Raw genomic sequence first — 12,839 nt, 5'->3', positions numbered from 1 at the left:
GTTAAAAACAATACTACAGATAAATAAGCTGACACAGGCAAACGATCAACCAGAATGACGCATATTTCCATCGTGTGGAAATTGCATGTATAGCCATCAATGATGATTGATCGCTTATTATAGCATGTCAGGGGACTTTCATGCATGACACTTTCATTTGAAAGTCACTGTCAAATTTAATTATTATATTGTTCGGGAGAAGATGACGTATTATAACAAGCTCACGGATCCGGAGTTGGCCGACCTGTTGAAGGCCGGTGACGAAGCTGCCTTTAAAGTGGTCTATCAGACCTATTGGGACAAATTGCTTGCCATCGCAGGCAAGCGCTTAGGAGACGTCAACGAGGCAGAAGAAACGGTTCAGGATATCTTCCTGAATCTATGGAAGCGTAGGGAAAAGTTTGAGCTAAACGTCAATTTTGAACATTATTTCGCAGTAGCTGTAAAATTTGAGGTCATCAACCGACTGGCAAAAAGATCAAGAGAACAACAAAGAAATGATGCGTTCGCGAAAGAGACGCCAGCACAACAGTTACCCGTAGAAATCCGTTTCGATCTGGAAAAACTCCGGCAGGAACTGGAAACAACCATTCATTCACTTCCCCCCAAATGTCAGTTGATCTTCAGGATGAGCCGGGAACAACACCTGACCAATAAAAAAATCGCGGAATATCTGAACATTTCAGAAAAGGCGGTTGAAAAACATATCACCACTGCGCTAAAGGTACTAAGATCCCGTTTTGGATCACGCTTCACTATTATACTGCTGTTATTGTCAGGCATGAAACACTAATTGCTCCTTCTACAGGACTCTACACCCGGAATTTCATATTTTTTAATAATTTCTTAAAATTAAGGTAGGGTATCATTCATTTTGTTTGGCTATATATAAAACGAGCCGACATGAATCAACCAAATATCCCGGACCGGATTAACTTTCTTGCACAAAAATGGCAGGAAGGGACTATCACAAACGAGGAGCGGCAGGAATTTGAAAATTGGTACAATAGTTTTGACAACTCACTGGAAATCCCGGGGGAATCCAGAAAACATATGGAGCAAAGGCTTTATAGTCTTATTGCTGAAAAAGGGGACATCAGATTAAAACAGAAAACAAACTGGCCGCGTCTGGCAGCAGCTGCATCGATCTTGCTTTGTCTTGGCATCGGTGGTTATTATTTTGTTAAACGGGACACAGTAAAACAGGTTGCCAAAGTCGTACAGTACGATGTAGCGCCGGGCAGTAATAAAGCAACCCTGACACTTGCAAATGGTCAGCAAATCTCACTGGATGATGCCACCAATGGTCGGCTGGCCGTTCAGGGAAACACACGCATCACCAAAACATCAGACGGTAATCTCGCCTATGAACCAACGGATGAACATACAACTGCATCCGCATCCATCGCATACAATATAGTAAACACGCCACTGGGTGGCCAATATCATCTGACGCTCACTGACGGAAGCGACGTATGGCTGAATGCAGGTTCATCCGTTAAATATCCGACAAGCTTTAAGGGTTCAGAACGAAAAGTAGAGATCACGGGTGAGGCCTACTTTGAGATTGCTCCTGATGCAGCCAGACCATTCCGCGTAGTTACAGCGGGTCAGGTTGTAGAAGTATTGGGTACGCATTTTAATGTGAATGCCTATACAGATGAAACAGATATAAAAACTACATTACTGGAAGGTTCGGTGAAAGTAACCGGATCGAATCATACCAAAATCATCAAACCGGGAGAGCAGACTGTTTTGAACAGCAATGGCCTGAATGTTACAAATGCTGATCTGGAAGAAGCCGTCGCGTGGAAAAACGGCGAATTCCGTTTCAATGACGAAAAGATCGGCAGTATCATGCGTAAGCTGGCACGCTGGTATGACATTGAGGTCAGCTTCAAAGGTCCTCTACCGGAAGAAGGGTTCAACGGAAAAATATCCAGGTATAAGAATATCAGCCAAACTTTAAAAATGCTTGAAAAAACAAAAGCTGTTCACTTTCAGATTGAAGGAAGGAGAGTTATCGTAATGCAGTAGCTCTACCTTAATATCAGTTCTTAAAAAGCCATTCCGGGGTTCGAGCCGGAATGACCTGATGAATGGATATTTCAATAGTCTTAAAACTATTTAAAACTGCGAAGCACCTTAACCATCTGGAAAATGCAGAGGTGCTAAGCATAAACCCATGCCTTACAAATGTACAAACTTTATGCTAAGTTCTTTGTACAGCCGCCCGGCTGTATGTCCAAAATGCTATTGACTATGAAGTTAACTGCACTTCTTATGACTGTATTCATCATGCAGGTCAGCGCGTCAACCTTTGCTCAGAGGATAACGCTAAAAGAAAAGAATACACCGCTTGGGGAGGTCTTCAATAAGATCAGTAAACAAACAGGCTATGATTTTCTGTACACGTCCTCTTTACTCAGGGGCGCCAAACCAGTAAACATTGAAGTAAAGAATACTGAACTGAACGTCGTTCTTAAAGCAGTTTTTGCCGAGCAGCCTTTTGATTTCAGTATTGAAGACAAATCGATTGTCGTCACGCCGAAAACCAAACAAGCTGCACCAGCCGGCGCTTCAAACATGCAGGCGCTCATTGAGATCAAAGGTACCGTTATTGATGCAGCATCAGGACAACCGATTTCAGGTGCAAGCGTTGTTATTAAAAATACTGCACAAGGCATCAGAAGTGCGTCAAATGGATTCTTCATCTTAAACGGTGTCGACGAGAATGCGACGATTATCATCACCGCTGTTGGTTATGCATATAAGGAACTCCCTGCAGCTAAAAATATGGGCACTATTGCACTGGACATTCTTACTAAGAACCTTAAAGAAGTAGAAGTAAGCGTGAATACAGGTTACCAGCGTATCAAACCTGAACAAAGCACAGGTGCAGTAGCCCAGATCAGTACAAAAGCGTATGAGTCCAGAGTCAGTACGAACTTTCTGGATGGTCTGGTTAACCGCTTGCCGGGTCTGATGATCAATAACAATGTGTCCTTTACCAGTACTACTCCTGGCAGCACAGGATCAAATTCCAGAAGTCTGTTCAATATTCGCGGTATATCCACTATGTCAGCCAATCAGAGTCCATTGATCGTAGTGGACGGCTATCCGACGGAGCTGAGTCTGAATATGATAGACCCCAACGAGATCAAAAGTGTCACTATTTTATCTGATGCGGCAGCTGCTACGATATATGGGGTACGGGCATCCAACGGCGTGATCGTGATTGAACGCAAACAGGCACTGATCGGTAAACCAAGATTCGAATTCCGTGCTACCTCCAGTATCACACCTAAAGAAAACTATAACCGATACAGGTACGCAGATGATGCCTCCGCCATTGTTGCAGACTACGAACAAAGTATTTATTCAGGTAGCGTCAATGCAACTACCTGGCCACTGTTATCACTGATCGGCAGCAATGCTATTGTGCCGAGAACACCAGTGTATTATCTCCTTGCTCAATCAGCGGGAAATGTTATTACACCGGAGCAATTTGCCTCATCATATACAGCATTACAACAATCCGACAACAAAAATGAATACCGTAAACTATTTTTGCGATCAGCAATCACGCAGACCTATACTTTAAGTACTTCAGGTGGTAGTGACAGAGCGTTGTATTACATTAAAGCTAATTACACAAAAAACCGCTTTTCCCAACGTAATAATGATGACAACAACTGGTTACTTTCCGCAAGGACAATGTTGAAATTATCTCAAAGACTAACGCTGGAATTAACAACCGACTATGCAGAGTTAAGGAACAACAGTGCTCCTGTACCTGGTCTTGAAGACCTCTCTCCTTTTGAAGGCCTGCGAGATGTTAATGGCAATCCGCTCTATTCAACCAGAGGCTCTCAGGTCAATCCTTATTTAAATAACTCCCTAATGGGTAAAGGTTTGCAGGACATCCTTTATTATCCATTGGTTGACGTTGATCAGATCAGTGACAAAGTCAAAACAGTCAATAACAAGATTACCGCAAACTTTAATTACAATATCGGAAAAGGATTCGGCTTGTTGTTTGGTGGCATTTATGAGAACTCAAATACTGACACCCGGCACTATGCATCAGAATTCTCTTCTGAAGCAAGAGAGTATATCGCGCAATATGTTACTGTAAATACAGATGGTACATTAACCTATAACATTCCCAAAGGCGGCTACCTGAGACAGCAGGCAAGTAATTTCTTCAGCTACACTGCCAGAGCCAGTCTCAGTTATAATAAAAAAATAGCTGCAGATCATTCGTTTAATGCTATCCTGGGCGGAGAATTGCGGAACGTTGTTTCAAAAAGTAATCTGGCTTCTTACTTCGGGTATAGTGATGAAACATTACTACAGCAACCAGTGAATTATGTAGGTATCACTGACGGATCAATAAGAGGTTCTTTCCTGACCAGCTCGCCTTTTGCTAACCGCTATAATTCACTTTTTGGCCAGCAGTACAATGAAGACAGGTTCCTGTCGGGCTTCTCCAATATCGTTTATTCGTACAGGGATATGTATTCACTCAGCGGAAGTATCAGGATTGACCAATCCAATCTTTTCGGAACAAATCCTAAATATAAATATAAGCCGCTATGGTCTATCGGAGCGCGTTGGAATGTTGAGAAAGAACGCTTTATGCAACAACTCGACTGGGTAAATCAGCTAACTTTCCGTGCATCTTATGGCTTTAATGGTAACGTCGCAAAGCTCTCCCTCCCACAGGTTATCGCAGGGTATACGCTAACCCCTTATACAACTCCAAGAAGCACTGCCCTTGAATTACTATCCTATGCCAATAGCAGCCTGAGATGGGAGCAGACTAAGAATATCAACTTCGGAATGGACTACCGGATATTTACACATATCGATGGAACCGTCAATTATTATATCAAGAAGAGCACTGACCTGCTTGGTAATTCGTTGATAGACCCTACCATAGGGGTTAGTCCGTCCATTATCAATAATGCCTCTATTGATAACAGGGGTATTGAGCTCAGGCTGAATGCGGACTGGATCGCCCGTAAGAATTTTAACTGGAATACGGGATTTGTTATCGCACGAAATACCAGTAAAGTGATCGATGTTTACCAGCGGGTTGCCTATAACCCACAAACATTAAATTCACTAGGATATGTGAAAGGCTACCCGGTAGGTGCGATGTTTTCCTATCGTGATGCTGGCATAAGCAGTGCAGGTTTTCCACTGATAACAAATGGGAAAGGCAAAATCTATGAGGTCGATAACAGCTCAAATAACACGCCTCAGGGCCTCATGCTGACCAGTCTTCTTTCCAATGACACATCAGGCGTAACACGTTATGCAGGATCCTCTATCCCCACTATCAACGCTGGTCTGAGTAACCGGTTTGACATTGGCAGGTTCTATGTTTTTGCAATGGTGAATTATTATGGTGGGTTCAAAGTACGGGTTCCGGTACCTGATCCTTCCGTTCTCCGACCACTTGAAGGATCCGGAAACTACTGGAAAAATCCGGGGGATGAAAATTATACAGATATACCAAATATCGCCACTTATAATAGCGGTAATCCAAACTTTGTATACAGATATTCTGATAAATATGTTGTCAACGGCGATTATATCACCTTAGGCGACCTTACGCTGTCATATAGTTTGGATAATCAGCCATTCGTAAAAAATATTGGATTTACGCACTTCGAAGTGAAACTGCAGGGGTCTAATTTATGGACAAAGGGTTTTAATAAATACAACTACAGCGCAGCAGCTGGCAGTTTCCAGAAATCCTATATCACGCCGACATATTATCTGACAATTTTCACCAACTTCTAATACGAACACTAATGCACCGATATAGTTATACCTTACTTTTTCTAATACTGGGTTGTTCGGTATTCACTGGTTGTGACAAGTACCTGGATATTCAACCGAAAGGAAAAACCCTTTTATCTACAGTGACCGATTATGACCAGTGGTTGAACGCACCCTCACTTGCCAATGGTTTCGGGGCGCCTTTCGGGTATACCAACTTCATGACTGATAATGTCGATTTCGTAAACACAGCGACGCCCCCAACTACGCCACAGGAGCTACTGTACACATGGTCACCACAGTTTACTTCAGACGTTGTTAGTGCTCCACTTTTGTGGGGTGAGCATTATGCACACATTAACCACTACAATACCGTTCTTTTAGGCATTGATGCAGCGACCAATGGAACAGGAAGCCAAAGGAAAGCACTGAAAGCAGAAGCGCTGCTCGGCAGGTCGCTGGAATACTTTTACCTGGTAAATGAATATGGAAATCCTTATGATTCAATGACGGCAGGTAAGGATCTTGCAGTTCCATTCGTGACATCCAATGATGTCACACAAACAGTACCGGGGAGAAGTACGGTTGACGAAATCTACAAACATATCATTGATGATACCAACGAAGCACTTGCTGATTTACCGGTAAATAACAGCATGAACAGACTGCGTGGTTCCCGTGCAGCAGCATACAGTTTATTGGCCAGGACATACTTCTATGCCCGTAATTATGCTGAGGCCAGCAGGAATGCTGAACTTGCGCTGAATAATACGCAGGCAACAATGATCAACCTGAATGGCCCCCTTCCTACATCAGACCAGGTAGGCGTCCGTCCTGATGTTATATATGGCAGATTTGTTCTTGGCAACTTTCCCGTGGCTTTAGATTTTATGCGCTCTTTTGCCGGCAACGACCTGCGGGTGAACCGGATGTACTATAGTCTTGACAATTATCAATATACAACTCGAGGTGCAACCACGTTTATTCCGTTGCAGGTTACGCCAGCTCTTCAATATGTTAATAGCGGTACATCGGTACAGGAGATGAAACTCATTATTGCAGAAAACGCCGCCCGACGTGGTGACCTGTCAATTGCATTGCAGCAACTGGATGATATACGAAAAAACAGGATCGCCGCATCCAGCTACGTGCCTTTCCAATCTTCGGATAAAGAGGCTGTACTGGAAGAAGTCCTGCTTGAAAGGAACCATGAACTTGCATTTTCAGGATTGCGCTGGTTCGATATGCGAAGACTCGACAAAGAAAACAGGATGGGAACAGTTACCAGGCACGATGCTAATGGGAATGTCATTGCTACACTTCCTCCACACAGCAGCCGATATACACTGCAGATACCCACTCAGGTTCTAAGTTTTAATCCGGGAATGCCACAAAACCCATAATAGTTAAATTTATGTCTAAATCTTGTATTACTATATTATGCTGGCTGATACTTGTATTAGCTGCCTGTTCTAAAGAAAAGGGAGTTGAAGCATTGCCGGATAGCAGCGTTGCTTTCGATTTAAAGGCAGGGGAAGATACCGTGGTAATGCCACTGTCCATTCAGGCTGACACCATCATCACCGTTAATTTCAAGGCGGTTTTATCAGGCTCTCCATCCTCTACTGATCATTGGGTAAACTTTGCAGTGGACACATCAAAGATGAGTTCATACCGATTGAAATACGGAGCTGCGTTACTGCTACCATCCAATTCCTATCTTTTTTATAAATCGCAGACCCGTTTACCAGCTGGCTCGTCCACCTCTGAGCCAACGCAGTTAAATATAGTCATGCAAACCAAGCTGACCGAATACACAACTTACGTGTTGCCTATCGTGATTCAGTCAGTCGACGGAGCGCTGGAAGGACCCGCAAAAACGGAAGTCTTGTATTATGTATTTAAGACTGGCGCACCGCTGGTTATTAGCAAAACCGGGTGGACAATCGCTGGCGTATCTTCCATTTTCGGTTCATTTGTGGCACCCAACGTTATAGATGACAACAAAACGAGCACTTACTGGACCAGTAACATTACGCAGTCTATGCCGCAATGGATCAGCATCAATTTTAACAGGGATATTACGTTTTCTACTGTTAGTTATTCCGTTCCTACCTTATTAAACTATCCTGCTCAGGGCGGTTATCCAACTTCTATGCAGATTGAAACCAGCATGGACGGAAACACGTGGGTAGACAAAGGAACATTTACCGGTGACATTAATAATAATACACAGGCAATCAACGTAGGAACTACTACGGCCAGATATCTCCGGTTTACATCGCTGGCTTCCGTTAAATATGCAGGCGTTTATTCCGCCATATTCATCAGTGATATATCTCTGGTACCTTAAAGGAAACATAAATCAATAGCAGATGAAAACAATCAAATTTATATTAGGAACCATGTGCCTGCTTCCGCTTGGACTTAAAGCACAAAACAATTTCACCGTTCAGGGCAAAATAGGGCCGAAAGCTGCGCCCTCCATAGTGTTCCTGAATTATTATCAGGAAGGTAAACCAGTCAAAGATTCGGTAATGCTGCAACAAGGGCAATTCATTTTCAAAGGCAAAGTGAATAGTCCGTCAGAGGCCATCATTTCCGTAAAAGAACAAGATGCAAAACAAGTCGCCGGCGGTGATGAGATTACATTCTACCTGGAAAATTCGAAGATCACGATCAGTTCAATGGACTCACTCTGGAAAGCGACCGTTAAAGGGTCAAAAACCAACGACGAACAGGCAGCACTTCGGTTATTGCAAAGGCCCTATCGCAAAGTGGCAGACTCCATCATGCGTGTGTACAATAGCTGGACACCTGAACAGCGAAAAGATACGGCTTTGACAAAAACACTTGCACCTCCTATGCGGGCCTCTCAGGCGGGTTATGACAGTGTGAACCGCGTATTTATCAGCAGTCACCTTAACTCTTTTATTGCTTTACGTGTGTTCAAAGAACTGGAACTTGGGTATGATTTCAACCCGGATACTGCAGCAGTAAGGTTCGCGCGATTCCCGGCCAGACTGAGGGAATCCTATTCCGGAAAGAAAATGGCAGCCATGATTGAGATCGGCAAAAAGACCAATACAGGGGTAGTTGCGATGGACTTCATGCAAAACGATACGACCGGAAAACCCGTTAAGTTATCCGACTTCCGTGGTAGATATGTACTGGTTGATTTCTGGGCTTCCTGGTGCAAGCCATGCCGCGCAGAGAATCCTAATCTGCTGAAAGCTTACAACAAGTTCAAAGACAAGAACTTCACGATCCTCGGTGTATCACTTGATGATGAAGACGGCAGAAAAGCCTGGCTGCATGCTGTGGCGAAAGATGGTATGCCATGGACACAGGTTTCTGATCTGCAAGGCTTTAAAAGCAAAGCAGCAATTGATTACGGGATCAATGCCATTCCTGCCAATTTCCTGATCGCTCCTGATGGAAAAATCATTGCCCGGAATCTTCGCGGCGATGAACTGGAAAAGAAACTGGCACAGGTATTATAACATATTAACAAAATCAACGTGAAACCATCTAGCTTATTTATATTTTCATTCGCAGTCTTCTGTTTACCATTGACTGCGCTTGCGCAAAAGGGATATACGATCACCGGTAAAGTGGGACAGTTAAAAGTTCCTGCTAAGGCGATGCTCCTCACCGTTCAGAATGGGGCTTTCAGGAATCAGGATTCGGCGACCATTAAGAATGGCACCTTCCAGTTCAAAGGCAAGGTTGAGGAACCCAAACAGGCCATCGTATCAATCGTCCGGGAGGGTGCAAAAGGTCCGGAAGCATCCGAAGACTATGTTTCCTTCTTTCTGGAAAATTCAAAGATCACTTTGAAAGGAACGGACTCCATAAAAAATGCAACCGTGGAAGGTTCAGTTGCCGAGAAAGAAAATAGCGAACTCGAAGCTTCTATACGACCATTCACGCGACTCATTATCAGGCTTAACGATGCTTTTCGCGGAAAGCCTAAAGATGACGCGTGGCAGAAGGCATCAGATAGCGTCACAAATGCTATCGCACAGATCAAATTGCTCAATACAAGGTTCGCTGAATCACATGCGAATTCCTTTATGGGTCTTTATGTATATCATTACAATGTGCTCGGCAGTAAATTCAACCCTGCAGAGGTAGAACCGATATTCCAGAAATTTTCACCGGAATTACAGTCCTCCCCGCTTGGTAAACGCACATTGGAAAATTAACCGCCAGTAAGAAAGGTCAGGCAGGTGTAAAAGTGACTGATTTTACACAAAACGACCTGAATGGCACACCATTTACGCTGTCCTCACTGAGGGGCAAGTATGTACTGGTTGACTTCTGGGCCAGCTGGTGCGGCCCGTGCCGTGCGGAGAGTCCTAATCTGGTGAAAGCCTACGATGCCCTTAAAAACAAAAATTTTGAAGTTGTAGGCGTGTCATTAGATGAGAACAAAGGCGCCTGGGCAGCAGCTGTAAAAAAGACAGTCTCCCCTGGATCCAGGTTTGTGACATGAAAGGATGGAAAAACGAGGTAGCTGTACTTTACGGTGTAAACTCAGTACCGCAAAACTTCCTGATTGACCCTAATGGCGTCATCATTGCACGTGACTTACGTGGTGAAGGACTGACAGAAAAACTATCAGCGCTGATCAAATAATCACCAGTGCTAACAATAGCCTATTTATTCAATAACCAGCCAACCAGGGGGCGTCTTCAAAACAGAAGGCGCCCTTATCTTTTTCCCATCTCATAACCCCATAGTCATCTGAAAAAACGTGTATCTTAGTATAACAATACACCTTAATAAGCCTCAACAACCGCTTTAGACTATGGAACAGGAGTTCCCATTTCCACCTATATTGCCCTACAAAAGGAATTAAATGCAGAACGGGCCTCGCTTGAAAAGGAAAAAGCCGCCTGGAATGCCGCCAGAACTACGCTTAGCGAAGCTGAGACCGATGAATTAGACAAACAGTTCTGTGGAGATATTGAATATCTTATCAGTTCGATATACGATCCTGATATCGCCCCTCCTTTACTTGAATACCGCAACTCACTCAGGGCACTTGTAAAACAAGGAGCTTCTGCCAGATTAATGAGTACCCATGAACTGGAAGGCTATAACCTCGCTATGTTCATTAAAGATATCTACCGATCAGCGAGAATAAGAATTGGAGCTGGCAGCAGATATCGTCAGAACAGCCATTATCGCTGACGCAAATATCGCCCATCAAAAGCATATGTCGGGAACGGAGGTATAACTTCAATTGAACAGGTGTGTGGATACCTTGCTATGGGTGTAAACTGCGGATTTGCCAAACTCACTATTGCACAATATAACTTCTGTTACCGGATTTCCTGGATCGCACAAAGACAAGACCCAATGATTGCCGAACACGGAGAATACAGAGAGCCCTATCACCTGTTCAGGCGTATGCTGCATTCATCTCCTGATGTGGAAGAACTCCAGGAGAAAACATTGCTGCGAATAATGATCCTCGGATGGACACCATTTTCAATTGCTGACGAATGGTTAAGCGCCCGCGCGTTTGCCCAGGTGGCAAACACTAATTCCAGATTGCTGACGATACTTATACCATATGAACGGAAGAACTACGGTCATATCTGGACATCGCACGGGAAAGGATAAATCCGGCTATCATCAAGTATCTGCTGAACGCTTTCACCAGTGACAAGAAGATCAGAAAACATGTCAGAATGTTCTTCTCTCACCGGCCTCACTGGCTGTTAAAAAAGATCATCTCAGAAGCACAGAGACCATCTTTGACCTGGTAAGAAGAAATGAACAGGACCTGCTGATACCCTTCCTGAAACATTATAAGCAGGATATCGTCGCATTGAGGAATAAGGACGATCAAACACTGTTTGAATATGCCGTGAAATGCAGAAGTACTGTAGCGAATACCGTACAGCTTTTACAGCAGACAGGAATTTGATTGATCCCTTACACTGTTAGAATAGTTACCTTTGTGAGGACATTTTCACTAGAAAACGGACTTATGAAGAAAATAGGATTTTTATCGTTTGGACACTGTCTGACCATCCAGCCTATAAAACCCGTACGGCGAGCGACACATTGCTTCAATCCATTGATCTGGCTGTTGCTGCTGAAGAAATCGGCTTAGACGCGCATATTTCCGGGTACATCATTTTGCAGCTCAGTTAGCATCCCCCTTCCCTTTGCTTTCGGCCATAGGCGCCAAAACAGCACGATAGAGATTGGAACGGGTGTTATTGATATGCGTTATGAAAATCCCCTTTATATGGTGGAAGATCAGGCGCCGCCGATCTGATTTCCGGTGGGCGATGCAGTTGGGAATCAGCAGAGGTTCGCCCGAACAGGTGATCGATGGCTGGCGTTATTTTGGATATGGACCAGCAGCAGGAGAAACAGATACGGATATGGGACGGCATAAGCATTGCAATTTTTGGATAAGCTGAAAGGTGTCGGATTTGCCACGCCCAATCCCTTCCCGATGTTCCCTAACCCTCCCGGATTATTAAGATTGGAACCACACTCCGAAGGACTACGGGAACGTATCTGGTGGGGCGCATCCTCAAATGCCACAGCGATTTGGGCTGCTGAAAATGGTATGCACCTGCAAAGCTCAACCTTGAAACTTGATGAAAGTGGCAAGCCTTTCCATGTGCAGCAGGCAGAGCAGATCAGAGTGTACAAGGAAGCATGGAAAAAAGCAGGGCATCAGCGCGAACCAAGGGTGTCGGTGAGCCGGTCTATCTTTGCGCTCATGAATGATCAGACAGATATTTCTTCGGACGGGAAACTAACGGAGTGGATAAAGTTGGTAATATCGAGAAAGATCAACGCGCCATTTTCGGCAGAAGTTATGCCGGAGAACCAGATCAGCTCATCAGGGAGCTGGCGCAGGATGAGGCCATTCAAGAGGCAGATACGCTACTTTTAACAATACCTAATACGTTAGGGGTCGACTACAATGTGCACGTATTATCCTCGATATTGAAACATGTAGCCCGGATTAGGTTGGCGTTAATTCATTACGGTTATCAGTGTACATCAAA

11 protein-coding genes are annotated in these 12,839 nt (G+C 44.1%); all 11 read left to right on the top strand.

The window, feature by feature from the left end; genetic code table 11:
• The first annotated feature begins 202 nt into the window (after nt 1-202).
• The 11 genes from FEF09_RS25255 (at nt 203) to FEF09_RS33725 (ending at nt 12,724) form a co-directional block, all read left to right on the top strand.
• Nucleotides 203-793, top strand: a complete 591-nt coding sequence (locus FEF09_RS25255) for an RNA polymerase sigma factor (protein WP_146307692.1) — start codon at nt 203-205, stop codon at nt 791-793.
• Between the two features lie 110 nt (nt 794-903).
• Complete coding sequence (locus FEF09_RS25250; RefSeq protein WP_146307691.1) at nt 904-2,037, top strand: FecR family protein; 1,134 nt, start codon at nt 904-906, stop codon at nt 2,035-2,037.
• A gap of 246 nt (nt 2,038-2,283) precedes the next feature.
• Entirely contained in the window at nt 2,284-5,814 is a 3,531-nt protein-coding gene (locus tag FEF09_RS25245; RefSeq protein ID WP_261387770.1) for a SusC/RagA family TonB-linked outer membrane protein, read from the top strand.
• 11 nt (nt 5,815-5,825) lie between these two features.
• Nucleotides 5,826-7,196, top strand: a complete 1,371-nt coding sequence (locus FEF09_RS25240) for a RagB/SusD family nutrient uptake outer membrane protein (RefSeq protein WP_146307689.1) — start codon at nt 5,826-5,828, stop codon at nt 7,194-7,196.
• A gap of 11 nt (nt 7,197-7,207) precedes the next feature.
• Nucleotides 7,208-8,146, top strand: a complete 939-nt coding sequence (locus tag FEF09_RS25235) for a BT_3987 domain-containing protein (RefSeq protein ID WP_146307688.1) — start codon at nt 7,208-7,210, stop codon at nt 8,144-8,146.
• Between the two features lie 22 nt (nt 8,147-8,168).
• The gene (locus tag FEF09_RS25230) at nt 8,169-9,296 is read left to right on the top strand and encodes a TlpA disulfide reductase family protein (RefSeq protein ID WP_146307687.1); all 1,128 of its coding nucleotides are present in this window, start codon (nt 8,169-8,171) and stop codon (nt 9,294-9,296) included.
• Nucleotides 9,297-9,314: 18 nt separating this feature from the next.
• Entirely contained in the window at nt 9,315-10,001 is a 687-nt protein-coding gene (locus FEF09_RS31900; protein ID WP_222597128.1) for a DUF4369 domain-containing protein, read from the top strand.
• 32 nt (nt 10,002-10,033) lie between these two features.
• Nucleotides 10,034-10,291 (top strand): TlpA disulfide reductase family protein, encoded by a 258-nt coding sequence (locus FEF09_RS33735; RefSeq protein ID WP_261387769.1) that lies wholly within the window; start codon nt 10,034-10,036, stop codon nt 10,289-10,291.
• Complete coding sequence (locus tag FEF09_RS33730; RefSeq protein ID WP_261387768.1) at nt 10,288-10,434, top strand: peroxiredoxin family protein; 147 nt, start codon at nt 10,288-10,290, stop codon at nt 10,432-10,434. The genes FEF09_RS33735 and FEF09_RS33730 overlap by 4 nt, the downstream gene beginning before the upstream one ends.
• A gap of 636 nt (nt 10,435-11,070) precedes the next feature.
• Nucleotides 11,071-11,427: a hypothetical protein gene (locus tag FEF09_RS25220; protein ID WP_146307686.1), complete on the top strand. Its 357-nt coding sequence runs from the start codon at nt 11,071-11,073 to the stop codon at nt 11,425-11,427.
• 799 nt (nt 11,428-12,226) lie between these two features.
• Nucleotides 12,227-12,724: an LLM class flavin-dependent oxidoreductase gene (locus FEF09_RS33725; protein WP_261387767.1), complete on the top strand. Its 498-nt coding sequence runs from the start codon at nt 12,227-12,229 to the stop codon at nt 12,722-12,724.
• Nucleotides 12,725-12,839 lie beyond the last annotated feature (115 nt).

Origin of the sequence: Chitinophaga pinensis (assembly GCF_007896845.1) — a bacterium.
GTDB classification, from domain to species: domain Bacteria; phylum Bacteroidota; class Bacteroidia; order Chitinophagales; family Chitinophagaceae; genus Chitinophaga; species Chitinophaga pinensis_C.
The sequence above is the reverse complement of the archived record's forward strand: the minus strand, read 5'-3'. Positions and strand labels throughout refer to the sequence as shown.

Bases quoted from the DNA above. Each gene is read 5' to 3' on its own strand.
- FEF09_RS25255 (WP_146307692.1), top strand. From the start codon at position 203: ATGACGTATTATAACAAGCTCACGGATCCGGAGTTGGCCGACCTGTTG.
- FEF09_RS25250 (WP_146307691.1), top strand. From the start codon at position 904: ATGAATCAACCAAATATCCCGGACCGGATTAACTTTCTTGCACAAAAA.
- FEF09_RS25245 (WP_261387770.1), top strand. From the start codon at position 2,284: ATGACTGTATTCATCATGCAGGTCAGCGCGTCAACCTTTGCTCAGAGG.
- FEF09_RS25240 (WP_146307689.1), top strand. From the start codon at position 5,826: ATGCACCGATATAGTTATACCTTACTTTTTCTAATACTGGGTTGTTCG.
- FEF09_RS25235 (WP_146307688.1), top strand. From the start codon at position 7,208: ATGTCTAAATCTTGTATTACTATATTATGCTGGCTGATACTTGTATTA.
- FEF09_RS25230 (WP_146307687.1), top strand. From the start codon at position 8,169: ATGAAAACAATCAAATTTATATTAGGAACCATGTGCCTGCTTCCGCTT.
- FEF09_RS33730 (WP_261387768.1), top strand. From the start codon at position 10,288: ATGAAAGGATGGAAAAACGAGGTAGCTGTACTTTACGGTGTAAACTCA.
- FEF09_RS25220 (WP_146307686.1), top strand. From the start codon at position 11,071: ATGGGTGTAAACTGCGGATTTGCCAAACTCACTATTGCACAATATAAC.